The following is a 25948-nucleotide window of genomic DNA, read 5'->3' on the forward strand; positions in this document are numbered from 1 at the left end:
GGTGTCCATGGCCCGGCCCCATGAGACACCGCCCTGCCGATCATCCTTGCGTGGGTCAGAGGATGTCGATGTTGCCCACGCCGACGCCCACGAGGCCGCCGGTGCCCACGCCGACGTTGCCGCCGCCGTAGCCGCCGCCGTAACCCCCACCGTAGCCGCCGCCGTAGCCGTACCCACCGCCGTAGATGCCGCCGTAGCCGTAGCCGCCACCGTAGATGCCGCCGTAGCCGTAGCCGCCGTAGCCGACCGCGCCGACGCACGGGACGACGGCGGTCGGGACGACCGTCGCGGTGGGGACGATGGGGCAGCAGTTGGCCTTGGCGGCCTTGGCGGGACGCGCGGACGAAGCGGTGTCGGCGGAGGCGGCGGCGGCGGTGCCGACGAGGGCGATGCCGACGCATGCCGTAGTGACCAGAAGGCGGCGAATCATTGCACTTTCTCCTTACGAGAATCATCGGCGCATGGCGGCAGTGCGCACGCTCGGCGCGCCGATGACTACTGACTGTGACCGATCAGACAGTACCGATGGCGGCGGGGGATCGGCGCGAGACAAAGGTCAGACGAGAGCAATGATTGGCAGGCCATATCGCTGGAAAACAGGGGCGCACGCCGCAGGGGCACGGTCAACCACAAGGTCAGCGCACATGCCGGGTGATCTTCTCTCCCATGGGACATCCTTGTGGGCGTGGCTGTCGCACCGCGAAGTTGACCGAATCTTTGCCCGCCGGGCCGTTCATGGTTTCGGGTGAGACGGAGGCTTTCGCCCGGTCTACGGGGGCGGGCACCCGGAGGGCTTCACGTTCAGGGCACGCGTGAGAGCCGCACATGCGCGCCCGGAGGCAGGCCCAGGCGCTGCGCGGCGTCCCCTGAGTTGATCGCGACCGAGACCATGCCGGCCGAGTCGGTGAACGCGACGAGGTCGCCCGGCGGGACGGCCGCGTAGGTGTCGCGGAAGGGCACCGTGATCTGCCGCCTGCCCATCGACACCGCCAGCGCGTCGCCGACCTGGATGCCGAGGGTCGCGAGGTCGTCCGCGGTCACGGAGAGCTGGACGTTGCCGTAGCGGTCCAGCGAGAGGACCTCGCCCTCGGCCGCGCCCTCCCCGATGCGGGCGGTCGGCGTGGGCAGTGACAGCAGCCGGTCGAGCGGGATCCGCGGCCCGAGCTCGTCGGGCCTGCGGCCGGCTACCAGGTGGGCGGCCACGGGCGCGTACACGTCCCGCCCGTGGAAGGTGGGCGAGACGGGCGTGAGGAACAGCTCCTTGTTGGTGATCTCGTACGCGACCCGCGCGCCGCCCGAGGCGAGCAGGGCCCACGACAGCAGGCCGTTGTCCGGGCCGATGAAGATCCGCTGCCCGGCCTCCACGGCGATCGAGCGCCGGGCGCTCGCGGCCGACGGGTCGACCGCGGCGATGTGCACGCCGGCCGGCAGGTACGGCAGCGTCTGGGCGAGGATCGCGGCGCCGCGCCGGATGTCCCCGGCGGGGACCAGATGGCAGACGTCGATGATGCGCGCCTCCGGGGTGATCCCGATGATCACCCCGTGGCACGACGCCACGAAGCCGTCTTCCAGCCCGTAGTCGGTGAGTAGCGTGATGACTGAGGTCACACTTGGTGACCTTACGTCGTGCGCTCGCGGTGTCATAGAGGCGGCCCACAGGTCTCCCGAAGTGTCATGAACAGCCGCGAATTCCCGACTACCATGGCCACGGGTCGCACGCGCGCGGCGCGGCCCAGGGTCGCGCTCGCCCGGGCGCACGTTCGCTGGTCTCCCGCTTCCCCCGCCCGGCCTGCCGTCCGCCTCTCCGCGTGCCCGACCGAGGAGGACCTGATGGACACCGCGCCGGATCCTGGTGACAGCGACCCCGAGGAAGGGCCGGCTCCCCGCGTCGCCGGGGAACTGACCGCCCGGGAGCGCGAGCTCCTCGCCTTCGAACGTCAGTGGTGGCGGTACGCGGGCGCCAAGGAGCAGGCGATCCGCGAGACCTTCGAGATCTCCGCGACCCGCTACTACCAGCTCCTCGGCCAGCTCATCGACCGTCCCGAGGCACTGGCCCACGACCCGATGACGGTGAAGCGGCTGAGGCGGCTGCGGGCCTCGCGTCAGCGCGAGCGCGCGGCGCGGCGTCTCGGTATGCGCCCCTGACCGATGGGGTAGTGCTCCCCGCGTGACTCATGACCTGTTGCCGGACAACGCCGGTTTAGCGGCCATCAAGGCGGATCCCGCGGGCGCGGTGATCGGACTCGACTTCGACGGCACGCTCGCCCCGATTGTCCCCGACCCCGCCGACGCGCGCGTCGCCCCCGAGGCCGCCGCCGCGCTGGCGCGTCTCGGCGCCCTGGTGCGCGCCGTCGTCATCGTGACGGGCCGCCCCGCGGCCACGGCCGTCGAGTACGGGCAGGTGGCGGGCGGGCCGGGCCTCGCGGACGTCCCCGGCCTGGTGGTGCTCGGCCAGTACGGCCTCGAGCGCTGGGAGGCCGGGCAGGTGACCTCGCCCCCGCCCCCGCCGGAGATCGACCGCGTGCGCGCCGAGGTGCCCGCCCTGGTCACGTCGCTCGGGTTCGCGGTCACCGACGGATCCGTGCCCGGCGTGACGATCGAGGACAAGGGACGGGCCGTCGCCGTCCACACCCGGCGGGCCCCCGACCCCGAGGGGACGCTGCGGGCCCTGCGCGAGCCGCTCGGCAAGTTCGCCGCGGCGGCCGGGCTGACCGTCGAGCCCGGGCGGCTGGTCCTGGAGCTGCGGCCCGCGGGCATGGACAAGGGGCACGCCCTCGGCGCCTTCCTCGCCGAGCGCGCGGCGAGGTCCGTGCTGTTCGCCGGGGACGACCTCGGCGACCTCGCGGCGTTCGAGGCCGTGCGCCTGTCCGGGCTGCCGGGTGTGACGGTGTGCAGCGCCTCCGCGGAGGTCACGGAGCTGGCCCGGCGCGCCGACGTGGTCGTGGAGGGCCCGGCCGGGGTCGCCGCCCTGCTCACATCGCTGGCGGACGCGATTCCCCCGCCTGCCGCGCGCTGAGCGCGATGCCCGCGATGGCGCAGGCGATCAGCACCGGCACCATGAGGAACGCCGTGTGGGTGCCGAAGCCGTCCGCCAGTGCCCCGAGCAGGAACGGGCCCGCGCCGACCGCGACCGAGGCCCAGATGGACGCCGCCGCGCTCGCCTCGTCCGGCCGCCCGCCGGACGAGGCGATGACCCGGGAGAGGCCGAGCGGGAACTGCACCGCGACGCCGAGGCCGCTCAGCACCAGGCCCGCGTAGCAGAACAGGGGCCGGTCGCCGAGCCAGAACACCGTCCAGCCGGCCAGCGTCACCAGCAGCGCGCCGCTCAGCAGCCGCGTGGGGTCGACGCGCAGCGCCAGCCGCCCGGCCGCGAACCTGCCGGCGGCGATGCCGATGGTGAACGCCGTCAGCCCGGTGGCTGCGGTCGCGGGGGACATGCCCGTCTGGTCGGCCAGCAGTTCGGCGGCCCAGACGTTGAACAGGAACTCCATGGCGACCAGGCAGAACAGCACGCCGCACGCGGCGTGGAACCGCCAGTCGTAGCGCGACTTCGCCGGGACGGGGGTCGGAGAGAGCGTGTCCGGGCCGCGCGAAGGAGCCGCCGACGGCACCCACACCCGGCCCATGAGCACGAGCAGCAGGAACGTCGCCACGGGAGTGACCAGGATGCCGGCGCGCCAGCCGAGCGGGGTGGGCGCCAGCGCGCTGATCAGGTAGGACACGCCCATGCCGATCGTCACGGCGACCGCGTTGGCCTCGTTGATGGCGGCGGGCCCCGCCGCGCCGTGGTGGTCGCTCAGCACGGACATGCCGATGTACAGCGCGATCGAGCCGCCGCCGCTGGCCACGCCGAACCCGAGCAGGGTGACGGGCAGCGCCGTGGTGGCCGCGACGAGCAGGACGCCACAGGTCATCGTGGCCAGGCCGAGCCAGGTCGCCCTGCGCCTGCCGACCTTGGCGATCACGCGGGGCATGAAGAGCCCGGCGATGATGCCGCCCACGGCCATGGCCGTGCCGTGCAGCCCGGCGACCGCCTGCGACACGCCCTGGTCGATGCGGAGCAGCGGGAGCGCGGCGGACAGGCCGTACAGATACGTCGCGAAGGTGGCGAGTTGGAAGTAGATCAGCCAGGTCGGGCGGTCGCGGGCGAGCGATCGGACGACTGCGGTCGAGCTCACTGATCCCCCGTGCCTCGAAGCCCTCGAACGAGCACGAAAGTATCACTACGCGGATGTTCGCCGTGATCCACCCCAAGGTCAGAAACCCCCTACCCTCGGACCTCGGGCCCGCCCCGAACCCGCCGAGCGGAGCGGAACGACTCAGGTGTCCAGGGCGGCTAGTTGGTCGGCGAACCAGCGGTGCGGCGGCAGGGCGGTCGCGGCCGCGCGCAGGCGGGCCCCGCGCTTGGCGCGTTCCTCCTCCGGGAGCACCAGCGCGTCGTGCAGGGCGTTCGCCGTGCCGGACACGTCGTAGGGGTTCACCATCAGGGCGTCGGCCCCCAGCTCGCTGGCGGCCCCGGCCTCGCGGGACAGCACCAGCGCGCAGTGGGGCGCGAGGATGGGCCCCTCCTTGGCGACGAGGTTCATGCCGTCCCGGATCGGGTTCACCAGCAGCACGTCCGCCATGCGGTAGGCCGCGAGCGAGCGTGCGTAGTCGTCGTTGACGTTGAGGATCAGCGGATCCCAGTCCTCGCCGCCGAACTCGTCCTCGATCTCGGTGGCGCAGCGCTGCACGGCCGCGGTGTACTCACGGTATTCGGGCAGGTCGTGCCGGGAGGGATAGGCGAACGCCAGGTGCACGACCTTGCCGTGCCACTCCGGATGGTCGGTCAGGAACTGCTTGTAGGCGAGCAGGCCCCGGACGATGTTCTTCGACAGCTCCGTCCTGTCGATGCGTACGATGAGCTTCTTGTCGCCCACGCGCTCGCGCAGCGCCGTCATGTGCGACTCGACGTCCGGCTCCAGCGCGCGGGCCCACAGCGCGTCGCCGTCCACGCCGAGCGGGTGCACGCCGACGTGCGTCGTGCGGCCCTCGTACGCGATGGTGCGGGCGGCGCGGTCGACCCGGGCGCCGAGCAGCACCTCGCAGCAGTCCATGAACGCCGACGCCCACCGCGCGGTGAGGAAGCCGGCGCGGTCGGCCCCGAGGATGCCCGACAGCAGCTCGGCCGAGATGTCGTCGGGAAGCAGCGAGAAGTACTCCGGTGGGGCCCACGGTGTGTGCGAGAAGTGGGATATGCGCAGGTCCGGGCGTTCCACGCGGAGCATCGCGGGGGCCAGGGTCAGGTGGTAGTCCTGGATCATGACACGGGCGCCGTGCGCGGCCTCCTCGGCCAGGGCCAGCGCGAACGCGGCGTTGTAGTCCTGGTAGGACTCCCACTCGCGGCGGAAGCGGGTGTCGAACTGCGGCGAGTTCGGGGTGTCGTAGAGCAGGTGGTTGACGAACCACAGCGTCGAGTTGGCCACCGCGTTGTACGCGCGGTGGAAGGTGGCGGGCGGGATGTCCAGCATGCGCACCGCGCCGGTGTCGTATCCCGCCTGGTCGAGCCGGCCGCCCGGTGCCCGGCGCACGGCGCTGCGGTCGCCGTCGGAGAGCGCGGCGCACACCCACAGCACGTCGGCGTCCTTGGCGATCTCGGACAGGCCGGACACCATGCCGCCTCCGCCCCTGCGCATGGTCAGCGTGCCATCGTCGGCGAGCGTGAACGAGACAGGGCCCCGGTTGGAGGCCATGAGAACCGTGTTCATCCGCTTACCACTCCTCGTCCGCCGTGTGGCGGCCGTCCCTCGCCGTTCTTCTCCGCTGGGATGCTCACCTGGCCGCAGATTATTTAAATTTAACGCTCCCAATAGGATGGGCTGGTGGTGGTCAGGGCGAGGCAAGGGGCTTGCGGCCGAGGAGGGCTCCGACATGGCGCTTGACGAGACGACCGAGGAGCTTGCCCGTGCCGCCGCCCAAGGCGACCACCGGTCCCTCGGGGAGCTTCTCCGCCGCATCGAGCCCGATGTGCTTCGCCACTGCGCGCGGCTGCTGCCGTACCACCAGGACGCGGAAGAGGCTAGCCAGGATACTTTGCTGGCGGTCGCCCGCAACATCGGCAGGTTCGAGGGCAGGGCACGTTTTTCCACCTGGTTGCACATCGTCACGGCCAACTGCGCCCGCACCACCTACCGCTCGCTGAAGCGGCGGGCCGCCGAGCAGACGTCCGACGAACTGCCGGAGTCACGTGCCGACCCGCGCAGGGTGAGCGTCATCGCCGGGTCCCGGCTCGACCTGCTCGACGCGATGGAGGCCCTGGAGGCCGACAAGCCGGAGCTCGCGCAGGCGCTGGTGCTGCGCGACATCTGCGAGCTGGACTACAACCAGGTGGCCGACCAGCTCGGCATCCCGCTCGGCACCGCCAAGTCGCGCATCCACCAGGCGCGCAAGTACGTCCAGGGCGTCCTCGGCGACGAGTACGGCAGGTTCACCTGACCGGTCCGCGGTCGTGGACGTCTCGCCGTTTGAGACGGCGGGTCCTCGCCGCTGGGCGGCGAGGTACAGTGACGTTGACCTGCCTGTGATGTCGGCGGGTCTTACAACTGCATATTGCTCATCCAGAGGGGTGGAGGGACCGGCCCTGCGAAGCCCCGGCAACCCTCTCGGCTGTGGTCATCGCGTCTCCGAATGTCGCGGCACTAGACCAGTGAGACCGGCCGGGACAGGTGCCAATTCCGGCCCGTGACCAAGGTGGTCCGGGCGAAGATGAGGGAAAGGCCTCGCTTCATGGCGCTCGCAACAGCTGAGATCACCACCTCCAACGACTTCGGTCCCGCCGTGGCGCTCTCCTGCCGCGAATGCGGCACCCGGTACGACCTCGGCCCCACCTTCGCCTGTATCGAGTGTTTCGGGCCACTCGAAGTGGCCTACACCTGGAACAGCCCGGACTTCGACGGCACCGCGCCGGTCACGCGGGAGCAGATCGCGGCCGGGCCCGCGAACATCTGGCGTTACCGGGCGCTGCTGCCGGTGCCCGTGGACGTCGGCGTCAAGCCCAACCTCGCCCCCGGCTGGACCAAGCTGGTCAAGGTCGACAACCTGGCCCGCGAGCTGGGCCTGCGCAGCCTTCACGTCAAGGACGACTCCGGCAACCCGACCCACTCCTTCAAGGACCGGGTCGTCGCCATCGCCCTGGAGGCGGCGCGAACCTTCGGTTTCCACACCCTGTCGTGCTCGTCCACCGGCAACCTCGCCGGCGCGGTCACCGCCGCGGCCGCCCGTGCCGGGCTCGACGCCTGCGTCTTCATCCCCGCCGACCTCGAACAGCCCAAGATCGTCATGGCCTCGGTGTACGGCGGCCGCCTGGTCGGCATCCAGGGCACCTACGACGAGGTCAACCGCTTCTGCTCCGAGCTCATCGGCGACCCGCTGGGCGACCGGTGGGGTTTCGTCAACGTGAACCTGCGGCCGTACTACGCCGAGGGCTCCAAGACGCTCGCCTACGAGATCGCCGAGCAGCTCGGGTGGCGCGTCCCCGACCAGATCGTCATCCCGGTCGCCTCCGGCTCCCAGCTCACCAAGGTGGACAAGGGCTTCAAGGAGCTGATCAGGCTCGGCCTGGTCGAGGACAAGCCGTACAAGATCTTCGGTGCGCAGGCCGAGGGGTGCTCGCCGGTGTCGGCCGCGTACAAGGCCGGGCGCGACGTCGTGCAGCCGGTCAAGCCCGACACCATCGCCAAGTCGCTGGCCATCGGCAACCCCGCGGACGGGCCCTACGTGCTCGACATCGCCCGCCGCACGGGCGGCGCGGTGGAGGACGTCACCGACGCCGAGATCGTGGACGCCATCCGGCTGCTCGCGCGCACGGAGGGCATCTTCGGCGAGACGGCGGGCGGCGTCACCGTCGGAGTGCTGCGCAAGCTGGTGGACAAGGGGTTGCTGGACCCCGCCGCCGAGACAGTGGTGCTCAACACCGGCGACGGCCTGAAGACGCTGGACGCGGTCTCCGCCGAGGCCCGGCCCACCGCGGTCATCCGTCCCTCGCTCGACGCATTCCGTACGGCTGTCGTCGAAAACTCCTGAAAGGTCCCGATAAATGAGCGTTTCTGTGCGGATTCCGACGATTCTGCGTACGTACACCGACGGTGCCGCCGAGGTGAAGGGCGAAGGGGCGACGCTTCGCGACGTGTTGCAGAAGCTCGACGCGGACTTCCCCGGAATCGGGGCCCGTATTCTGGACGAAACGGGCAACCTCCGCCGTTTTGTCAACGTGTATGTCGGAGAAGAGGACGTCCGTTTCATCGACGGACTTGACACGGTGACGCCGGACGGCGTGCAGGTCTCGGTGATCCCGGCGGTCGCCGGAGGCTGACCGCCGGCGGTGTCAGACGCCCGCGCGTCCCTCGGGACGCGCGGGCGTTCGCGCGTTCCGGGGCCGTGAACGGCCCTGCTATCACAATAGAAGCTCTTACTGGGCCCTCCCAGTAGTGTAATTGTCAACTAACTAAACGCAAGTACGAAATAGTCACGTACCGCTTAGAGCGAACGTCAAGAAGTAGTTTCGTGACTGACTCTGTTGCGCCAAGGCATGCCACAGGTATGGTCGAGAACGATCGACGTGGCCGAGAAGTTCGCATGCGTCTCGGTTCCGAAGGTCGCGGGCCTCGCGGAGGAGTGGGCGGGGTCCGGAGCCCAGCAAGAGGAGTCGGAAAGTGGCGCAGGGCACCGTCAAATGGTTTAACGCGGACAAGGGCTACGGCTTCATCGCGGTAGACGGTGGTAAGGACGTGTTTGTCCACTACTCAGCGATCCTGGCGGAGGGATACCGTTCGCTCGAACAGGGTCAGCGGGTGGAGTTCGAGATCACACAGGGCCAGAAGGGTCCACAGGCAGAGTCCGTGCGGACTGTGTGACGCGGCCGGCGTAGTCCGAGCCGCGGCGGGAGATCCACTGGTCTACCCACAGTCACGAGTTGGAAGGCCCGGTCCGCGCTCCATTGCGGGCCGGGCCTTCTCTCGTCCGGCCCGCCCATGCGCGCCGCTTCCCATCTGCGGGTTCCCGGCCGCGCGTTCGCCGCCGATGAGCTCAGGTCCAATATTGGGCATACGGTCGGACAAATCGCTGCGCCTCCCAGGTCATAGGGGTGGTCGCTTGCACTCGACCGGGTAGAGTGCTAAACAGTTCGTTGGCACTCTCGTGTGGAGAGTGACAAACCTGGATCGAGGCGATGGGGCCCGGCTGATCCACGGCGACAGGTGCCGTGGAAATCGGGTCTACATGCCGTCGCGGGCGTCGGCTCGATCCGCCGCAAGCCACCCTGTATCTGGGAGGTCTAGCCGTATGGCAGCCAAGATGATCGCGTTCAACGAGGACGCCCGGCGCGGTCTCGAGCGCGGTATGAACCAGCTCGCCGACGCCGTCAAGGTGACCCTGGGTCCCAAGGGCCGCAACGTCGTGCTGGAGAAGAAGTGGGGCGCTCCCACCATCACCAACGACGGTGTCTCCATCGCCAAGGAGATCGAGCTCGAGGACCCGTGGGAGAAGATCGGGGCCGAGCTCGTCAAGGAGGTCGCGAAGAAGACCGACGACGTCGCGGGTGACGGCACCACCACCGCCACCGTGCTCGCCCAGGCGCTCGTACGCGAGGGCCTGCGCAACGTCGCCGCGGGCGCCAACCCGATGTCCCTGAAGAAGGGCATCGAGGCCGCCGTCGAGCGCGTGAGCGAGGAGCTCTCGAAGATCGCGAAGGACGTGGAGACGAAGGAGCAGATCGCTTCGACCGCCTCCATCTCCGCCGGCGACACCCAGATCGGCGAGATGATCGCCGAGGCGATGGACAAGGTCGGCAAGGAAGGCGTCATCACCGTCGAGGAGAGCAACGCCTTCGGGCTCGAGCTCGAGCTCACCGAGGGCATGCGCTTCGACAAGGGCTACATCTCCGGTTACTTCGTGACCGACCCGGAGCGTATGGAGGCCGTCCTCGACGACCCCTACATCCTGATCGTCAACTCCAAGATCTCCGCGAACAAGGACCTGCTGCCGCTGCTCGACAAGGTCGTGCAGGCCGGCAAGCCGCTCGTGATCATCGCCGAGGACGTCGAGGGCGAGGCCCTGGCCACCCTGGTCGTCAACAAGATCCGCGGCCTGTTCAAGTCCGTCGCCGTCAAGGCCCCGGGCTTCGGTGACCGCCGCAAGGCCATGCTGAGCGACATCGCCACCCTCACCGGCGGCCAGGTCATCAGCGAGGACGTCGGCCTCAAGCTGGAGACCGCCACCCTGGACCTGCTCGGCCGCGCGCGCCAGGTCATCGTCACCAAGGACGAGACCACCATCGTGGACGGCGCAGGCGACCCCGAGCAGATCGCGGGCCGCGTGAACCAGATCCGCGTCGAGATCGAGAACACCGACTCCGACTACGACCGCGAGAAGCTCCAGGAGCGTCTCGCCAAGCTGGCCGGCGGCGTGGCCGTCATCAAGGCCGGCGCGGCCACCGAGGTCGAGCTCAAGGAGCGCAAGCACCGCATCGAGGACGCCGTTCGCAACGCGAAGGCGGCCGTCGAGGAGGGCATCGTCCCCGGCGGTGGCGTGGCCCTGATCCAGGCGGGCGCGAAGGCGTTCGACAAGCTGGAGCTCTTCAACGACGAGGCCACCGGTGCGGCCATCGTGCGCAAGGCGCTCGAGGAGCCGCTGAAGCAGATCGCCGTGAACGCCGGCCTTGAGGGTGGCGTCGTGGTGGAGCGGGTCCGCAACCTGGAGCCCGGCGTCGGCCTGAACGCCGCCACCGGCGAGTACGTGAACCTGCTCGAGGCCGGCATCATCGACCCGGCCAAGGTGACCCGCTCGGCGCTGCAGAACGCCGCGTCCATCGCGGCCCTGTTCCTCACCACCGAGGCGGTCATCGCCGAGAAGCCCGAGAAGACCCCGGCCGCTCCCGCCATGCCCGGCGGCGGCGACATGGACTTCTGAGCCTCGGCTCTCAGATAACGCGAAAGGGCCATTCCCGAACCTCCGGGAGTGGCCCTTTCGCGTTCCCGGGGGTCGCGGAGCGCTAAGGCTTGACGGCGCGTGTGCCGGCGCAGGCCGAGCTGTTCTCCCATGCTCCGATCTAGAAGTGGAGCGGCACCACGGTTGGTGCCGCTCCACCACCGGCCTCAGGCCCCGCCGGTGGGCAGCGGCTTGACCCAGCGGGCGCAGTCGTCCTGGCGCGTGTACCCGGCGGCGGTCCACGCCTGGTGGGCAAGGGTATTGGCGTGCAGGACCATCGCGTCGGCCCGCGTTCCGCCGAACTCCGCGAAGCGCCGCTCGGCGGCGTCCAGCAGGGCGCGGGCGACGCCCTGGCGGCGGTGCGCCGGGTCGACGGCGAGGCGGTACAGGTGGCAGCGCCAGCCGTCCCACCCGGCGATGAGCGTGCCCGCGATCCGCCCGTCCAGCTCGGCGATCAGCAACGCGTCCGGGTCGCGCTCGATGAGCCGGCGCACTCCGGCGGCGGTGTCGTGGCGGTCGGTCCCCTCGGCGGCCCTGAGCCAGAACGTCAGCACGGCGTCCACGTCCTCGTCGGCGGCGGTGCGGATGTGCGGGCCCGATCGTCCCTGTTCGGCCATGGCCACGAACGTAACAGGAGAGGGCCCCGGATCGCGTCCGGTTATCGGGCCGGGAGGCGCGGTGACGCTACGTGGTCTGTGGTCCGGTCCGGGGTCATCCGGGGTGTACGGCCTCGGTACGGGGCTGTCATCATCGCCGATGTAACTCTGCGTGGGAGCATCCTGGCGATCGCCGCTTCGCCGAACGATTCCGAACTCCTATGTCGATCCGGGCGCGGCCCGTTCGACGCGTCAGCAGAAGGCCGGGAGGGCAGCCACCGGCACATATCGAGGAGAGAGCATGCGGAAGATCGTTGTGGGCCAGTTCATGTCGCTCGACGGCGTCGTCGAGGCCCCCGAGACCTGGCACTTCCCCTACTTCAACGACGAGATGGGCGAGCAGGTGACGTCCCAGCTCACCGAGGCGGACGCGCTGCTGTTCGGGCGGGTGAGCTTCGAGACCTTCCGGGAGGCGTTCGCCACCGCCTCCGATGACCCGGTCGCCGATTCGATGAACAGCACGGCCAAGTACGTCGTGTCCACCACCCTGCGTGACCCCGGCTGGGCGGGCACGACGGTGATCGGCGGCAACGCCATCGAGGAGATCGCCAAGCTCAAGGAGCAGCCCGGGGCGAACATCAGCATCAACGGCAGCACCACGCTTGTCCGGGCGCTGCTGCGCGAGGGCCTGGTGGACGAGCTGCGCCTGCTGGTCCACCCGATCGTGGTCGGCAAGGGCGTGCGCCTGTTCGAGGACGGCAACGACAAGCAGATCCCGCTGAAGCTCGCCGAATCCAGGACCTTCACCACGGGCGTCCTGTCCCTCACCTACGAGCGCGCCTGACCTGCGCCACCCGCGTCCCCCTCTCCGCCCCCCACGACCGGGCGGCGGGGAGGAGGACGCCGGATCAGACGTCGCCGGAGACCCCGCACTCCCCGTCCGGCAGCTTGGGGGACGCCTCGTCGTACGGGTCATCCTCGGGTCCCGTGCCGCCGCCGTTGCTGTAGAAGTCCGGGCGCAGGAAATCGTCGTCCGGCTCGCACAGCGAGTTGAACGTCTCGTAGCTGGTGTCGCCTATCCAGTGCCGCAGTTTCCCCTTCGGCTCGTCCCGCCAGAACTGGAACGCGCCCTTGACGTGCTGCATCGTCCGGTCGACCGGCGTGCTCTTCCCTTTCGGCCGCACGGCGTAGACGATGCGGTAATCCCACAGGACGTTGATCTGGCGGTCGCCGTCCTCCACCGCTGATATGGCCGAGATCGTGCCCTTCACCTTGATGACGTCGCCCACCAGATCGACGAATCCCGGCGCGAAGCTGGTCACCCAGCCCCGGGTGTTCTTACTTGGGTCCTTGTTGTCCAGGTCTTTCAGGAAATGCTTGCGCTGCTCGGGGTCGAGCATGTCCGCGAAGCCGTCCGTACGGCCGTCGACCAGGACCTTTGGGTCGAGATACGCGGCCACCAGCAATTCCTTGCTCGTCTTGTACGCGGTCTCGACGTCCTTCTTCGAGTAGCCCTTCACGGCCTGGGCCGCCGGGATGACGATGCCCTTCGGGCCGTCGCCGAAATGCTCCGAGGGAGAGTTCGCGAACGGTCGTTCCGGGTCGATGATCTCCTTGTTAGTGAGCTGCGAGGCCATGAAGTCGCTGCTTCCGCAGCCCGTCACCGCGACGGCTATGAAAGTGGCCACGGTCAGGCGGCGTAATGTTGACGATGTTCGTGACACAAGGGGGATGCTAGGGCCGCCCGGACGCGTTGATCAACTATGTGCCGGCGCCGGTGAGCTGGGCCGGCAGGTCGGCGGTGTGGAGGACCGTGAGGCTGGTGACCGCGCGGGTGAGGACGACGTAGAGGCGGGCGAGGCCGCGGTCCTCGGCGGCGACGATGTCGGCGGGCTCGACGACGATGACGTGGTCGTACTCCAGGCCCTTGGCGAGCGTGGCGGGGATCAACGACAGCCGTTCCCCGGGGGAGGAGTCCGGGCCGAGGACGTCGTGGACGACTCCCCGGGAGGTGAGGGCCGCCGAGAAGGCGGGGACGGAGGCGTCCGCGGCGATCAGCCCGATCGACCCCTCACGCGCGGCCGTCCGCTGCACGGCCGCCGCCACGGCGGACGTCAGGTCGTCCGCCCGCAGGACCGAAAGCGAGCCCGCGCCGGGGCGCAGCGATCGCGGCGCGGCCAGGGCCGGGGCGACGGAGGGCAGCAGGCGCGCGGCGAAGTCGAGCACCTCGCGCGGGACGCGGAAGCCCAGCGTCAGCTCGGTGACCATGCCCTCGGTGAACCCGAGGTGGTGCAGCACTTCCTCCCACGAACGCGCCGACCACGGGGTCGTCCCCTGGGCGAGGTCGCCGAGGACGGTCGCCGAGCCGGTGCGGCAGCGCCGCCCGAGAGCGCGCAGTTGCATGGCGGAAAGGTCCTGCGCCTCGTCCACGACGACGTGCCCGAGCATGGGGGTGCGTTCGATGAGGTCGCCCAGCTCGTCCAGCAGCGCGGCGTCGGCGGCCGACCACTTGGCGGACTTCCACGACCGCGGGGGCTTCGGCCACAGGAGCGTCCGCCGCTCCTCGGCGGTGAGGCCGTCGCGGGCGGCGCGGGCCAGGAACTCGCCGTCGGAGAGCAGGCGGAACAGCACCTGCTGCGGCGTGACGCGCGGCCAGACGGCGTCCATGAGCTGTTTGACGGGCTTGGACCGGGCCACGGCGTCCTGCACGCGGTCGTCGGGGGACTCGCCGCGCTGCTCCATGCGCACCAGCACGGCGTGGGCCAGCCGCTGGGCGAGCGCAGCGCGTCCGGGGCCGTACCGGGTGGTGCCGCGCAGGGACGCGACGATCTCGCGCACCTCGTGGTCGGGGACGCGGAACCGGTTGACGCCGCGGGTGATCAGCAGGCCCTCCTCGGGTTTGCTGATGTGCAGCCAGAGCGCGCGGTGGAGCACGGGCGCCATGCGCGCGTCGCCCTTGAGCGTGGCGACGGCGGCGTCCTCGTGGGCGGTGTGGTCGCCGAGGATGCCGGCCACGGTCTTCTGGTCGACCCGGACCTCGCCGAGGGCGGGCAGGACGGAGGAGATGTAGGAGAGGAAGGCGCGGTTCGGCCCGACGATCATGACGCCCGAGCGCGACAGCTTCTCGCGGTGCGTGAACAGCAGGTAGGCGGCCCGGTGCAGGCCGACGGCGGTCTTCCCCGTGCCGGGGGCGCCCTGGACGCAGACCGTGCTGCCGAGGTCGGCGCGGACGATCTCGTCCTGGTCGGGCTGTATGGTCGCCACGATGTCGCGCATCGGGCCCGTGCGAGGACGCTCGATCTCCTCGGTGAGGATGCGGGACTCCTGGAGCGTCGTGCCCTGGTCCAGCGGCTCGTCCTCGTACGCGGTGAGCGCGCCGCCCTGGAACCCGAACCTGCGGCGGCGCCTGACGCCCATCGGGTCGGACGGGCGGGCCTGGTAGAAAGCCCGGGACACTGGCGCGCGCCAGTCGATCACCAGGGGACGGCTGCTGTCGTCGTGCACGTGACGGCGGCCGACGTGGATCGTGTGAGGGAGGTCGTCGTCGCCGGAGCGGTCGAGGCGGCCGAAGAACAGCGGGGTGTCGGGGTGGTCGGCGAGGGCGGCCACGCGCTGGTCGAGCAGGCCTTGGAGCACCTGCTGGGACACCCAGTCGCCGGCGGCGTCGGCCGACAGGGACTGCGCGTGCTCGCGCATGGCCCGCAGCGCGGCGCGGGAGGCGGCGAGGTGGGCGCGTTCGGCCTCCAGGACGTCGGCCGGGTCCGGGGAGTGCCCGTCGGCGGAGGCGGAGGGGTCGGCGGAGGCGGTGGCGGTGGCGGTGGGGTCGGGGGAGGGTTTGCCGGGGTCGGCGTCGGGGGAATCAGGGTTCTGGTCCGGTATGTCAGGGGCCAGTTGATGTCCGGGCATGCGGACGTGCTCCTTGAGGTCGGAGGTGGTCGTCAAAACGCGCGAATCCACAAGCCTAGTACGTCCGAGCCCTCACGCGCCGTGTTGCCAGAGTGGCGCGTGTCCGCGGACGTGTGCGATGTGGCGCTTGCCCTGGCGTTTGCAGAGAGTTGGCGTTTGGGTAAGCCGTGGGGGTGACGACGCGTACTCCGGGGGCGGTCTCTCCGGTCATCCCGGCCCTGGCGAACATGCTCCTCGGCGGGCTGTGGGTTGTCTCGGTCTTCGCGGGCTGGGGTTTCCAGGCGTTCTGCGGTAGCGGTGAGTCCACCGAGTCCTGCGTGGACCGGCTCGCCATGGTGTCCCTGCTGTCCGGCCTGTTCGCCGTGGCCGCCGCGACGTGCACGGCGGCGGCGCTTCTTCCACCCCTATTCCGGAAATACCCAGAAAAGTCCCTCCTGTTGGTAGGGATCGCCACGGCTTCCTGGCTAATCGCGCTGGCGGTGCTTTACGTCGGCGGGTTAGTCGGTCGGTGATCTGTCCGACACGTTGCGTCGCCGTATACCAAAATCCCGAAAAAGCGGGACAATCCCTGTGATTTGGTTAGATCATAGGGTATGTCGCAGTTGGCGCTGTGGGAGCCAATGGGCGAGGGGGTGATGGTGGTGTCCAGGGGTATTTCGTGGATCTGAATGTCTGTCTTGGCTGAAAGTTTTCCCGAGACAGCATTTGGGGGGGACGACGGCGTGCCGCTCAGCGTGTTATTCGCTGGCGGGCACGTCGTCGGCGTCGATGATTTGGTACGCGTAACCCTGCTCCGCCAGAAAGCGCTGCCGGTGCGCGGCGAAATCCTGGTCCACCGTGTCCCTGCTCACCACCGAGTAGAACCGCGCCCCGCCGCCGTCCGACTTCGGGCGCAGCACCCGGCCGAGCCGCTGGGCCTCCTCCTGGCGTGAGCCGAACGTCCCCGACACCTGGATGGCCACCGACGCCTCCGGCAGGTCGATCGAGAAGTTCGCGACCTTCGAGACGACCAGGACCTGGATCTCCTTGTCGCGGAACGCCTGGAACAGCCGCTCGCGCTCCTTCACCCGCGTCTCGCCCTTGATCACCGGCGCGCCCAGATGCTCGGCCAGCTCGTCGAGCTGGTCGATGTACTGCCCGATGACCAGCACCTGGTCACCCGCGTGCCGCCGCACCAGCGTCTCGGTGACCCGGGTCTTGGACGGCGTCGTCGCGCAGAAGCGGTAGCGCTCCTCGGGCTCGGCCATCGCGTACGCCAGCCGCTCGGCGTCCGTGAGCGTGACCCGCACCTCGACGCAGTCGGCGGGCGCGATCCAGCCCTGGTTCTCCATCTCCTTCCACGGCGCGTCGTACCGCTTCGGGCCGATGAGGGAGAACACGTCACCCTCGCGGCCGTCCTCGCGGACCAGCGTCGCGGTGAGGCCGATGCGCCGCCGGGCCTGCAGGTCGGCGGTCATCCGGAAGATCGGCGCGGGCAGCAGGTGGACCTCGTCGTACACGACCAGCCCCCAGTCCCGCGCGTCGAACAGCTCCAGATGCCGGTACGTGCCCTGCCGCCGGGTCGTCATCACCTGGTAGGTCGCGATGGTCACCGGGCGGATCTCCTTCTTGGTGCCCGAGTACTCGCCGATCTCCTCCTCGGTGAGCGAGGTGCGCTTGAGCAGCTCCTGCTTCCACTGGTGGGCCGAGACCGTGTTGGTGACCAGGATCAGCGTCGTCGCCTGCGCGTGGGCCATGGCCGCCGCGCCCACGAGCGTCTTGCCCGCGCCACAGGGCAGCACGACCACCCCGGAGCCGCCGTGCCAGAACGCGTCCGCCGCCTCCCGCTGGTAGGGGCGCAGCGTCCACGTCTCCTCGGCCAGGAAGATCGGGTGGTGCTCGCCGTCGACGTACCCCGCCAGGTCCTCGGCGGGCCAGCCGAGCTTCAGCAGCGCCTGCTTGATGTTGCCCCGCTCGCTCGGGTGCACGGCGACGCCGTCGTCCCCGATGCGCGCGCCCAGCATCGGCTGCACCTTCTTGGACCGCAGCACCTCTTCGAGCACGGCCTTGTCGGTGCTGGTCAGCGTGAGCCCGTGCTGCTCGCTCTTCTCCAGCCTCAGCCGGCCGTACCGGGACATCGTCTCGGCGATGTCGACCAGCAGCGCGTGCGGCACCGGGTAGCGGCTGTGGCTGATCAACGCGTCCACGACCTGCTCGGCGTCGTGCCCGGCGGCACGCGCGTTCCACAGCGCCAGCGGGGTGATCCGGTAGGTGTGAACGTGCTCCGGCGCCCGCTCCAGCTCGGCGAAGGGCGCGATCGCCTTGCGGCACTCGTCCGCCCTCGCGTGGTCCACTTCGAGCAGCAGCGTCTTGTCCGACTGGACGATCAGCGGGCCATCAGACACGTTTCCTCTTCTCCCCTGGTTCTCCCCGGGCCCGCACACGGGCCGCCGGTTCGTACGCCTATCCAACAAGACGGCGGGCCGGATCAGTCCCGTTATCCCTCGGCGCGACGCGGTCGTACCACCATACGGACGCTGTGTTCATGGCCGAGCCTCCGGCTCGGCGGTTCGGGGCGCTCTTGCGACGCCCGAACAGTCAGTTCACGTCGGCGACGCCGGTGATGCGGTGCAGGGCGAAGCGGTGGACGGCCGCGCGCGTCTCGTCGTACGCGGTGAGGTAGCCGCCCTCCATGCGCGCGGGTTCGAGGATACGGCTGGTGGCCTGGCCCTGGGAGTCCAGGTAGCCGATCCAGACCCGCGAGCCCTGCCGGATCGCCTCCTGGAGCAGGGTGATCGTCCCCGTCGAGGGCGTGCGCGGCACCTGCCCGTCGGGCGCCGCGGACGGCTGCCGGCGCGCCTGGTGGGCCTCGTCCCCGGCCCGCATCGCCCGCACGGCCGCCGCCACCAGGTCGGCGTCCGGGCCCGAGGCGCCGAGCGGGGGACGCACGGACGGCGGCCGCTCGGTGCGCCGCGCGTCGGCCCGGGTCACCAGCACGTCACCCTCCGGCGACTCGGCGACGGGGGAGTAGCCGAAGGCGCGCAGCGAGTCGACCACGACCGCCCGCGAGCTGCGGGACGCGATGACCGTGGGCGCCAGGCGGCGCAGCCGCAGCGGCACCGCGCGCTTGTCGGCCATCACCTCGTCCAGCACGGCCGGATCGTCGCAGCGCACGTACGAGCTGGCCGTGCCCACCCGGACGCGGCCGTGCCGGCGCGCGACGTCGGAGACCAGGTAGCGCAGCGGCTGGGGGACCGGCGTGGCCGAGTGCTTCTCCAGCATGGACACCAGCTCGTCCGCGCTCGACCCGGCGTCCAGCGCGCGGCGGATCGAGTCCTCGGAGAAGCGGTACACCGTCGCCCCGCCCTTGGACTCCACGTCGGCCGCCAGCGACAGCCAGCGCCCGAGATCGCTGGTCAGCGGGCCGGGGGCGACGGCCGTGAGGTCCGCCTGGAGCAGCACGTGGTCCACCGGCTCGGGCAGCAGCGGCGCCAGCAGCCCCGCGGGACCGTTCTTCCCCTGGACCTGCCCCGGCAGCAGCGGACGGCCGAACAGCGACAGCGCGCCGAGCCCGGTCAGCCCGAGCTGCTCGGCCTCGCGCAGCGTGAAGTGCACCAGTTGATCACGGTAGGAGCCGCGGCGGCGCGGCTGCTCGAAGGCGAGCCGCTCGCGCACCGACTCGGCGGACGGCGCGAGGCCCGGATCGGCCGAGGCGAGCACCCGCAGCGTCCGCACCCGCACCTCGGCGGCGGTGGGCCTGCGCAGCTCGGGGTGCAGGACGTTCAGCAGGCGGTCGCGGTCGTCCCGCTCGCCGACCAGGCCGGGCACGCGGTCGCTGGTCAGCCAGGCCGACGCCAGGACCTCCCAGCGGTCCTCGGTGGCCTTCACCCGCCAGGCGTCGTAGGACGTCGTGGGCAGCCACTCGCCGTCGGTGGGCGCGCTGGAGGCGATCAGGCCCGCCGCGTGCGCGGACTCGATCACCAGCGCGGCCGTCCACTCGGGCAGGTCCAGGAGCTGGGCGGTCTTCTTCAGATCGCGCACGGCCAGGCCGCCCGTGCGCAGCGTGCCCGGCGGGTCGACGCCCCAGCGCTCGCACAGCTCCTCGGTCGTGCGGACGAACGTGAACGCCTGCCCGGCCGCCGTGCGGTCGGCCAGGGCCTGGTCGCGGGCCGTCCCGGCGAGCGGCGGCGCGCCCGGCCGCAGGTCGCGGTGCACCCGGCCGCCGCGCAGGACCAGCCCGACCTCGCGGGGCAGCACGACCGACTCCTCGCCGGTCGCGGCGAGCAGCCCCCGGGCGAGCAGCTCCTCGATGGGCGACTGCGCGGTGGCGACGCTGACCTCGCGCCGGGCGTTCGGCAGGCGGCCGGCCGGAGGGCCCCACGCGAGCTCGTCCAGGGCCGCGCGTGCCTGCGGGCCGATGTCCGCCAGCAGGCGCTCGACGATGCCGCCCTCGGCCAGGAGCCCGGCCAGGCGTTCGGCAACGGCCTCGTCCCGGCCCGTGCCTCCCCGGTGGATCGCCCGGACCAGCTCCTCCAGGCGCTCGGGCGGGTGGTGCCGGAACACCTCGGCGGCCGGGGGCCCGAGCCCGGCCGGCGCCTCCGAGACGTCGCGGACGCCGGGGGCGGGACGCAGCGCGTCGTCCTGGCCGTACACCAGGGCCAGCGCGCGCAGCCGGTCGACGGCCTCCCGCAGCGGCCCGTCCAGCGGCCCGGCGTCGGGCGGCACGGACCTGGCCACCGCCGCGCGCAGCTCCTGGTACGGCACGCCGGGACCGTCCTCGGCGGTCATGACCAGCAGCGTCTCGACCACCGCCAGCGCGAAGCGGTCGAGCCGGTCCAGCGCCCGGCCCGTCGCCGAGGGGCTGGTCGCTCGGATCACCAGACCTTCGAGGTGGGCGGGGACGGGGGTGATCAGCTCGGGACGCCCGGCCACCAGCGCGCGCAGCCGCTCGTCCGGCAGGCCGCGCAGCCATTCAGTGAACCGGGTGTCCATCACGCGCCACCGAACCCTCTGTCCACCGTCACCGCAAACGCCCGCTCGCCGTAGATACCGTTTCCTCCATCGTAGGAGGCCGCGCGTGGTCGCACACCGGGCGGGCGATCAACGGCGCCGGAAAACCGCGGGTTCGTGGTGATGCCCGTTTCGGCGAAACAGCGCGTGGGCGCGGCGGGCTGGGGCAGTATGACGAGAATGATCGAGCGCGCCGACCAGCTCGTCCTGGAGTACGTCAGCAGGGTCGCCGACCTCTGCCACGGCGTGCTGCGCACCGATCAGCGCCTCGATTTCGTCCGGCGGCTGCGCGCCCGCATCGAGGAGGAGCGCGGCGGCCGGGAGGACGTCGCGTCCGTCCGCAAGGTGATCGCCAGGTTCGGCGACCCGGCGGTGCTGATCCAGCGGGAGCTCCAGCGGCTGTCCGACGCCGAGCCGGAGGGGGTGCGGCCCGCGCGCGGGCGTCCCCGGGGTGTAGCGCCCGCCCGGGTGCCGCCGCGCGGGCCGGGTGGGGTGACCTCGGCCGCCGGGGTGGCGGGGGACGATTTCGGCGACGACGACACCGCGGTCATTCCCGTCGTCATAGACGATTCGCCCACGATGGTGTCCCCGCCGCGACGGCCGCTCCCCTCGCCCCGGCCTCCCAGCCCCTGGCCGTCCAGCGCCGGCCGCCCGCCTCGTACCGGCCGCCCGCCCCCGCCGGTCGGGCGTGTTCCCGGGCCGTTGATGGACCGCCTGCGCGGCGCCGCGTCGGGAGCGAGGGCCACCGACGGGCGGGACGCGCGAACCGTCCTGCGCAACGACCGCCGCGAGGTGATCGGGATGGGCCTGCTCCTGCTGGCCGGGCTGCTCATCCCGCCGCCCCTGCCGTACGTCGCGATCTTCCCGATCCCGGTGCTGGTGTGGGCGCTCGGCGCGCTGACCGTGCTGGCGTCCGAGGGCTGGGTCTTCGGGGACCGCCTGACCGGCGCGCTCGCGCCGGTGGGCGCCTACGTCGTCGGCGGGGTGGTGCTCGGCGCCGTCAGGACGCCCGAGGCGGCCGGGGACGGCTTCCAGGCGTTCATCACCGCGTTCTTCGACGTCAGCGGCCTGATGTTCATGTTCGGGGCCGTGGCGGGGGTCCTCTGGCTGGGCTACCGCCTGTTCAACCCGCCGCCCCCGCCGCCCCGGCGTCTGCCGCGCTGAGCCGGGTGGCGCCCGATTCACGGTCCGCGCCGAGTCCGTAGACGAGTAAGTCCATTCCGCGGGCCCGGGTTCTGTAACCGCGGGGAGTGCGCGGGGCATCGCGGGATTTGGCATCCTTCAAGGGTGTATTCAGTAGGCTTTGATCTTGATCTCACGCTCGCGGACACCCGGGCGGGAATCGCGGCGGTTTACGACGAGGTGGCGAGCCGTCTCGGCGTCGTCATCGACAGCGCCGCCGTCGTCGCACGCCTGGGCCCGCCGCTGGAACAGGAGCTGGCCCACTGGCTGCCGCCCGAGGGTGTCCCCGAGGCCGCCGTCCTGTACCGCTCGCTCTATCCGGAGATCGCGATCCCGATGACCACGCTCATGCCGGGCGCCGCCGACGCCGTCGCCCTGGTACGCCGCCACGGCGGCCGCGTCAGCGTCGTGACCGCCAAGTACGAGCCGAGCGCCCATCGCACGCTCGCGGCGCTGGGGCTGGACGTCGACGATGTGGCGGGGGCGGTCTTCGGCGCGGCGAAGGGAACCGCCATCGCGTCCTTCGGGGCCGCCGCCTACGTCGGAGATCATCTGGGCGACATCTCGGCGGCGCGGGCGGGCGGCGCGCTCAGCGTCGGCGTGGCCACGGGCGCCTACACCGCCGATGCCCTGCGTGATCACGGAGCCGACGTGGTCCTGCAGGATTTGACGGGGTTCGGGCCGTGGTACGACCGCTGGCGCGTCGCCGAAATCGGGGCCGTTTCGACGGTCATCTGATGCCCCGCGCGGGCATAACCTACTTCCGTTATCATTCATGACAGTCTGAACGAGGTCACCCTGTGCCTACTGGCAAGGTCAAGTGGTACGACGCTGACAAGGGCTTCGGTTTCCTCACCCGCGACGACGGCGGTGAGGTCTTCGTGCATTCCTCAGCGCTTCCCAAGGGCGTGGAAGCGCTCAAGCCCGGTCAGAAGGTCGAGTTCGGTGTCGCCGAGGGGCGCCGTGGCCAGCAGGCTCTTTCAGTCCGCGTGCTGGAGCAGCCGCCCACGCTCGCCAAGACGGTGAAACCAAAGGCCAAGCGCAAGAAGCCGGACGAACTCGTCGTCATCGTCGAAGACCTGATAAAGCTGCTGGACGACGTCTCCAATTCCTACCAGCGCGGCAAACACCCCGACGCCGCGCACGCGAGGAAGATCGCGACCGTGCTCCGTGCCGTCGCCGACGACCTCGATGCCTGAGACGGCGCGCGTTCTCCTCCCCGCCGCCTGATCCCGGTCCGCCATCCGCTCACGCCTGGTCCGGCACGTGGGAGACACATCCCGTACGGGCGGCTCATCCGTGCGGGTTGGTCAGTGGTTTGGTCCCGCCCGGCCTCGGGCCGTCCGCGTACGGCTCGGGGCCCGCGGGGCGCAGGTCCGCGGTGTGGGTCCATGCCTCCGGCTCGGGCTGCGGCGGGGTGTGCGGCGGGGGCTTCGGTGTGGCCGGAGCGGGGGCGTGCGGGACGGGTCGTGGACGGGCGCGCAGCCGTCGCCGCCGCGTGGTGAGCACCCACGTGAGCGCGGCGATCAGCGCGGCGGCGACGATCGCCAGCCCGATCGGCCCGGCCGAGCGTCCGGACGGCAGGGACAGCAGCAGCCCGACCAGCCCGCCGGCCACCCAGGCGATCTGCAGCAGCGCCTCGACCACGCCGAACGTCGAGGACCGGACCTCCTCACCGATCTCCCGCTGCACGACCGCGTCCAGCGCCAGCTTGCCGACCTCCTGCGCGAACCCGGCGACGAGCGCGACCACGACGGCCGTCCACAGCGAGAAGAAGAACGCCGACGCGGCCGCCGTCACCGTGGCGAAGCCGAGCGCGAACAGGACGATCACCTGCGGCGGGCGTCCGCGTATCCAGGAGGCCACCGCCGCGCCGAGCAGGCCGCCCGCGCCCGCGCCGCCCGCGAGGATCGCGATCAGCGCCTCCTGAGGAAGACCGTTCCCGCGCAGGTGCCCGTCCTTGACCAGGAAGAGCAGGAAGAACACCAGGAAACCGGACAGGACGCGCAGGGCGGCGTTGGCGCGCATCGCCTCGCCGACCACCGGGCCGATGCTCAACAGCGTGCGCCAGCGTGGCCGCCGCGCCTCACCGGACTCCCCCTCCTCGGCCTCCTCCAGGTCCGGCGCGTCGACGTGGCGCGGCAGCCGTACGGCCCCCACCCCGGCCGCGATGAAGATCACCATGGTGCCGCGCAGCACCCACTCCGCGCCGAGCCACGCCGTCAGCCCCGCCGCCACGGGGGCGGCCACCCCCGCCGAGACCAGGGCGAACAGGGCGACCCGCGCGTTCGCGGTCACCAGGCCGATGTCGGCGGGCAGGACGCTCGGCATGGTCGCCGCCCGCGACACGTTGTACGCCTTGGACAGCACCAGGACGGCGAGCGCGGCGGGGAAGAGCGTGAGCCCGTCCGCCGGGCCGATCGCGGCGGCCATGCCCCAGCAGAGCAGGCCGCGGGCCAGCAGCGTCCCCGCCATGATGTAGCGGCGGCCGGACCTGAACCGGTCGAGGACCGGGCCGACGAAGGGCGCGACGACGGTGAACGGCACCATCGTGATCAGCAGGTAGAGCGCCACCTGGCCGCGGGCCTGGTCGACCGGCAGCCCGAACAGCAGGGTGCCCGCCAGGGCGACCGTCACCATGGCGTCGCCGGCGCTGTGGGCGGCGGTCAGCTCGATGAGCCGGCCGAGGCCCGTGCGGCCCGCGCCCTGGGCGTGGGTGAGCCTGCGGGTGGCGCGGCCGACGCCCCGGCCCGCGCGGGCCGTCCCCCGTACGGCGGCGCCTCCGGCGTGGGCGGTTCTCCTGGCGGCCGTGCGCCCGGCGCGGAAGGTGCCCCGCCCGGCGCCCGCGGTGGCGCGCGCGGCGCGTGAGATCGACCTGCGGGCGCGGTCCCAGCCCTCCGCCATCACGCGCGCGCGGACAGGGCACCGCGACCGGTGACCGGATCGTCCACGCTCCCTCCTTCCGCGCGCTCACGTCGGATACAGCCGACTAGTGCCCGCTCTTCCCCTTAGCGATGCTCGCGGTGATCTGACCGGCGGCACCATGGTCGGCCCGTCGCCCGTCCTCCCCAAGACTCCCGGCCCGATCCTTGGCCATGGATCTCCGCGATCGTGCCCACCTCTTTGGTTTACAGTCCTACCCGACCGGTAGGCGTGTTGTCCGGTCCCGGCATGGGTGAGAATTGACGTGTGAACCGCACTCGTTCCCGCACCTTTGCCGTCGACCAAGCCTGCGCCGCCGCTGTGGAGCCGGCCAGGGCCGCCGCCGAAGACATCGCCCGCCCGGGCGAGGTGGGCGAGCACCTGGGCTTCGAGGCCGAGGGCGAGCGCGTCGTCACCCACTACTTCGCCTGCCTCGACCGCGCCTACCGCGGGTGGCGGTGGGCGGTGACGGTCGCGCGCGCCTCCCGCGCCCGCAACGTGACCGTCAGCGAGACCGTGCTGCTGCCCGGCGGCGAGGCCCTGCTGCCCCCGGCGTGGGTCCCGTGGAGCGAGCGGCTGCTGCCCGGCGACCTCGGCGTGGGCGACCTGCTGCCCACCTCCGACGACGACGACCGGCTCGCCCCCGGATACACCGCGACCGGCGACGAAGACTCCGACCAGCAGATGATCTTCGAGTACGGGCTCGGCCGGGCGCGCGTCCTGTCGCCCATCGGCCGCGACCGCGCGGTGCACCGCTGGCACGCCGGCGACTCCGGGCCGCACACCCCGCTCGCCCACGCCGCGCCCGCGCAGTGCTCCACCTGCGGGTTCTACTGGCCGCTCGCCGGCGCGCTGCGGCTCGGCTTCGGCGTCTGCGCCAACGAGTACGCCCCCGACGACGGCAAGGTCGTCGCCGCCGACCACGGCTGCGGCGCCCACTCCGAGGCGGCCGTGGTCGCCCCCGGCGTCGAGCAGGCGGTGCCGATCCTGGACGACCTGGGCTACGACCTCATGGAAGAGGGCGCCCCGGCCGCCGGGTCGGTCGAGGAAGAGCGCGCCGAGCCGCTCGGCCACTCCTGACCCCGTTCGGGGCTCGGACTCGGCGGGACCCAAAGGCGCCCCGAACCTCCGAGCGGAGCGAGGCCATGAGCGCCGAGCGGAGCGAGGCCATGAACACAGAAGCCCGCCGGGCCGGCGTTTCGGGCGATCGCCGGAAAGTGTCCGAGGGCCGCGCCATGATATCTGCGGAAATCCACGCGTTTCCGGCTGTGCGGCAGCCGGCCACCCTCCACCTTGGGACATGACTGGTGACTGACATCTTTGGCACCGAACGCATGCGCACGACGGTCCTGGCCGCCTGGACGGCCTCGCCCGCCCGGTTCCGCGAGGAC

The 25948-nt window shown here is 71.4% G+C and carries 23 protein-coding genes and 1 riboswitch; of the genes, 13 read left to right on the plus strand and 10 right to left on the minus strand.

Features of this window, described 5'->3' with window-relative positions:
- Positions 1 to 55: 55 nt before the first annotated feature.
- Both DQ384_RS41760 and DQ384_RS35315 read right to left on the minus strand, forming a co-directional pair.
- Positions 56 to 430 (minus strand): hypothetical protein, encoded by a 375-nt coding sequence (locus DQ384_RS41760; protein WP_181871591.1) that lies wholly within the window; start codon positions 428 to 430, stop codon positions 56 to 58.
- A 371-nt stretch (positions 431 to 801) separates the two neighbouring features.
- Positions 802 to 1608 carry an SAM hydrolase/SAM-dependent halogenase family protein gene (locus DQ384_RS35315; protein ID WP_114033235.1) on the minus strand — a complete coding sequence of 269 codons (807 nt, stop codon included), beginning with the start codon at positions 1606 to 1608 and terminating at the stop codon, positions 802 to 804.
- Between the two features lie 222 nt (positions 1609 to 1830).
- Between DQ384_RS35315 and DQ384_RS35320 the strand changes: the two genes are divergently transcribed.
- Both DQ384_RS35320 and otsB read left to right on the plus strand, forming a co-directional pair.
- Positions 1831 to 2145: a DUF3263 domain-containing protein gene (locus tag DQ384_RS35320; protein WP_114033236.1), complete on the plus strand. Its 315-nt coding sequence runs from the start codon at positions 1831 to 1833 to the stop codon at positions 2143 to 2145.
- A 22-nt stretch (positions 2146 to 2167) separates the two neighbouring features.
- Complete coding sequence (otsB, locus tag DQ384_RS35325; protein ID WP_245967013.1) at positions 2168 to 3016, plus strand: trehalose-phosphatase; 849 nt, start codon at positions 2168 to 2170, stop codon at positions 3014 to 3016.
- Here otsB and DQ384_RS35330 read toward each other — a convergent pair.
- Both DQ384_RS35330 and DQ384_RS35335 read right to left on the minus strand, forming a co-directional pair.
- Entirely contained in the window at positions 2973 to 4178 is a 1206-nt protein-coding gene (locus DQ384_RS35330) for an MFS transporter (RefSeq protein ID WP_114033237.1), read from the minus strand. The two genes, otsB and DQ384_RS35330, sit on opposite strands and share 44 nt — an antisense overlap.
- Positions 4179 to 4319: 141 nt before the next feature.
- The gene (locus DQ384_RS35335) at positions 4320 to 5747 is read right to left on the minus strand and encodes an alpha,alpha-trehalose-phosphate synthase (UDP-forming) (protein WP_114033238.1); all 1428 of its coding nucleotides are present in this window, start codon (positions 5745 to 5747) and stop codon (positions 4320 to 4322) included.
- 163 nt (positions 5748 to 5910) lie between these two features.
- On the opposite strand from DQ384_RS35335, the gene DQ384_RS35340 reads away from it, so the two are divergent.
- The 5 genes from DQ384_RS35340 to groL all read left to right on the plus strand — a co-directional run bounded on the left by DQ384_RS35340 (position 5911) and on the right by groL (position 10944).
- Positions 5911 to 6474: an RNA polymerase sigma factor gene (locus tag DQ384_RS35340; protein ID WP_114033239.1), complete on the plus strand. Its 564-nt coding sequence runs from the start codon at positions 5911 to 5913 to the stop codon at positions 6472 to 6474.
- A gap of 115 nt (positions 6475 to 6589) precedes the next feature.
- A riboswitch (SAM riboswitch) is annotated at positions 6590 to 6751 on the plus strand.
- A gap of 14 nt (positions 6752 to 6765) precedes the next feature.
- Positions 6766 to 8061 carry a threonine synthase gene (gene thrC, locus DQ384_RS35345; protein ID WP_114033240.1) on the plus strand — a complete coding sequence of 432 codons (1296 nt, stop codon included), beginning with the start codon at positions 6766 to 6768 and terminating at the stop codon, positions 8059 to 8061.
- Positions 8062 to 8074: 13 nt separating this feature from the next.
- The gene (locus DQ384_RS35350) at positions 8075 to 8350 is read left to right on the plus strand and encodes a MoaD/ThiS family protein (protein ID WP_114033241.1); all 276 of its coding nucleotides are present in this window, start codon (positions 8075 to 8077) and stop codon (positions 8348 to 8350) included.
- 340 nt (positions 8351 to 8690) lie between these two features.
- Positions 8691 to 8891: a cold-shock protein gene (locus tag DQ384_RS35355; RefSeq protein ID WP_114033242.1), complete on the plus strand. Its 201-nt coding sequence runs from the start codon at positions 8691 to 8693 to the stop codon at positions 8889 to 8891.
- A gap of 427 nt (positions 8892 to 9318) precedes the next feature.
- Positions 9319 to 10944: a chaperonin GroEL gene (groL, locus tag DQ384_RS35360; RefSeq protein ID WP_114033243.1), complete on the plus strand. Its 1626-nt coding sequence runs from the start codon at positions 9319 to 9321 to the stop codon at positions 10942 to 10944.
- Between the two features lie 185 nt (positions 10945 to 11129).
- On the opposite strand, the gene DQ384_RS35365 is transcribed toward groL, so the two are convergent.
- A complete protein-coding gene (locus DQ384_RS35365; RefSeq protein WP_114033244.1) occupies positions 11130 to 11579 on the minus strand; it encodes a GNAT family N-acetyltransferase in 450 nt (149 codons plus the stop codon).
- Positions 11580 to 11859: 280 nt separating this feature from the next.
- Between DQ384_RS35365 and DQ384_RS35370 the strand changes: the two genes are divergently transcribed.
- Positions 11860 to 12402, plus strand: a complete 543-nt coding sequence (locus DQ384_RS35370; RefSeq protein ID WP_114033245.1) for a dihydrofolate reductase family protein — start codon at positions 11860 to 11862, stop codon at positions 12400 to 12402.
- 64 nt (positions 12403 to 12466) lie between these two features.
- Here DQ384_RS35370 and DQ384_RS35375 read toward each other — a convergent pair whose 3' ends face one another.
- Positions 12467 to 13246: a hypothetical protein gene (locus DQ384_RS35375; protein ID WP_114033246.1), complete on the minus strand. Its 780-nt coding sequence runs from the start codon at positions 13244 to 13246 to the stop codon at positions 12467 to 12469.
- Positions 13247 to 13319: 73 nt separating this feature from the next.
- Positions 13320 to 15464, minus strand: coding sequence for a HelD family protein (locus DQ384_RS35380; protein ID WP_114033314.1), 2145 nt, complete (start codon positions 15462 to 15464; stop codon positions 13320 to 13322).
- Between the two features lie 173 nt (positions 15465 to 15637).
- On the opposite strand from DQ384_RS35380, the gene DQ384_RS35385 reads away from it, so the two are divergent.
- The gene (locus DQ384_RS35385) at positions 15638 to 15976 is read left to right on the plus strand and encodes a hypothetical protein (protein WP_147269004.1); all 339 of its coding nucleotides are present in this window, start codon (positions 15638 to 15640) and stop codon (positions 15974 to 15976) included.
- Positions 15977 to 16201: 225 nt separating this feature from the next.
- On the opposite strand, the gene DQ384_RS35390 is transcribed toward DQ384_RS35385, so the two are convergent.
- Positions 16202 to 17848, minus strand: a complete 1647-nt coding sequence (locus tag DQ384_RS35390; RefSeq protein WP_114033248.1) for a DNA repair helicase XPB — start codon at positions 17846 to 17848, stop codon at positions 16202 to 16204.
- 193 nt (positions 17849 to 18041) lie between these two features.
- Positions 18042 to 20435: a helicase C-terminal domain-containing protein gene (locus DQ384_RS35395; protein ID WP_114033249.1), complete on the minus strand. Its 2394-nt coding sequence runs from the start codon at positions 20433 to 20435 to the stop codon at positions 18042 to 18044.
- 198 nt (positions 20436 to 20633) lie between these two features.
- On the opposite strand from DQ384_RS35395, the gene DQ384_RS35400 reads away from it, so the two are divergent.
- The 3 genes from DQ384_RS35400 (at position 20634) to DQ384_RS35410 (ending at position 22834) form a co-directional block, all read left to right on the plus strand.
- The gene (locus tag DQ384_RS35400) at positions 20634 to 21617 is read left to right on the plus strand and encodes a hypothetical protein (protein WP_114033250.1); all 984 of its coding nucleotides are present in this window, start codon (positions 20634 to 20636) and stop codon (positions 21615 to 21617) included.
- 123 nt (positions 21618 to 21740) lie between these two features.
- A complete protein-coding gene (locus DQ384_RS35405; RefSeq protein WP_114033251.1) occupies positions 21741 to 22373 on the plus strand; it encodes an HAD family hydrolase in 633 nt (210 codons plus the stop codon).
- Positions 22374 to 22435: 62 nt separating this feature from the next.
- Positions 22436 to 22834, plus strand: a complete 399-nt coding sequence (locus DQ384_RS35410; RefSeq protein ID WP_114033252.1) for a cold-shock protein — start codon at positions 22436 to 22438, stop codon at positions 22832 to 22834.
- A gap of 94 nt (positions 22835 to 22928) precedes the next feature.
- Here DQ384_RS35410 and DQ384_RS35415 read toward each other — a convergent pair whose 3' ends face one another.
- Positions 22929 to 24539, minus strand: a complete 1611-nt coding sequence (locus tag DQ384_RS35415) for an MFS transporter (RefSeq protein WP_114033315.1) — start codon at positions 24537 to 24539, stop codon at positions 22929 to 22931.
- 285 nt (positions 24540 to 24824) lie between these two features.
- Between DQ384_RS35415 and DQ384_RS35420 the strand changes: the two genes are divergently transcribed.
- Positions 24825 to 25637 carry a DUF3027 domain-containing protein gene (locus DQ384_RS35420; RefSeq protein ID WP_114033253.1) on the plus strand — a complete coding sequence of 271 codons (813 nt, stop codon included), beginning with the start codon at positions 24825 to 24827 and terminating at the stop codon, positions 25635 to 25637.
- Positions 25638 to 25948 lie beyond the last annotated feature (311 nt).

The organism is Sphaerisporangium album (assembly GCF_003323745.1).
Classification (GTDB): Bacteria; Actinomycetota; Actinomycetes; order Streptosporangiales; family Streptosporangiaceae; genus Sphaerisporangium; species Sphaerisporangium album.

Coding starts and splice junctions, on each gene's coding strand:
- DQ384_RS41760 (WP_181871591.1), bottom strand. CDS start 430: ATGATTCGCCGCCTTCTGGTCACTACGGCATGCGTCGGCATCGCCCTC.
- DQ384_RS35320 (WP_114033236.1), top strand. CDS start 1,831: ATGGACACCGCGCCGGATCCTGGTGACAGCGACCCCGAGGAAGGGCCG.
- DQ384_RS35335 (WP_114033238.1), bottom strand. CDS start 5,747: ATGAACACGGTTCTCATGGCCTCCAACCGGGGCCCTGTCTCGTTCACG.
- DQ384_RS35340 (WP_114033239.1), top strand. CDS start 5,911: ATGGCGCTTGACGAGACGACCGAGGAGCTTGCCCGTGCCGCCGCCCAA.
- thrC (WP_114033240.1), top strand. CDS start 6,766: ATGGCGCTCGCAACAGCTGAGATCACCACCTCCAACGACTTCGGTCCC.
- DQ384_RS35350 (WP_114033241.1), top strand. CDS start 8,075: ATGAGCGTTTCTGTGCGGATTCCGACGATTCTGCGTACGTACACCGAC.
- groL (WP_114033243.1), top strand. CDS start 9,319: ATGGCAGCCAAGATGATCGCGTTCAACGAGGACGCCCGGCGCGGTCTC.
- DQ384_RS35365 (WP_114033244.1), bottom strand. CDS start 11,579: ATGGCCGAACAGGGACGATCGGGCCCGCACATCCGCACCGCCGCCGAC.
- DQ384_RS35370 (WP_114033245.1), top strand. CDS start 11,860: ATGCGGAAGATCGTTGTGGGCCAGTTCATGTCGCTCGACGGCGTCGTC.
- DQ384_RS35380 (WP_114033314.1), bottom strand. CDS start 15,464: ATGCCCGGACATCAACTGGCCCCTGACATACCGGACCAGAACCCTGAT.
- DQ384_RS35395 (WP_114033249.1), bottom strand. CDS start 20,435: ATGGACACCCGGTTCACTGAATGGCTGCGCGGCCTGCCGGACGAGCGG.
- DQ384_RS35400 (WP_114033250.1), top strand. CDS start 20,634: ATGATCGAGCGCGCCGACCAGCTCGTCCTGGAGTACGTCAGCAGGGTC.
- DQ384_RS35415 (WP_114033315.1), bottom strand. CDS start 24,539: ATGGCGGAGGGCTGGGACCGCGCCCGCAGGTCGATCTCACGCGCCGCG.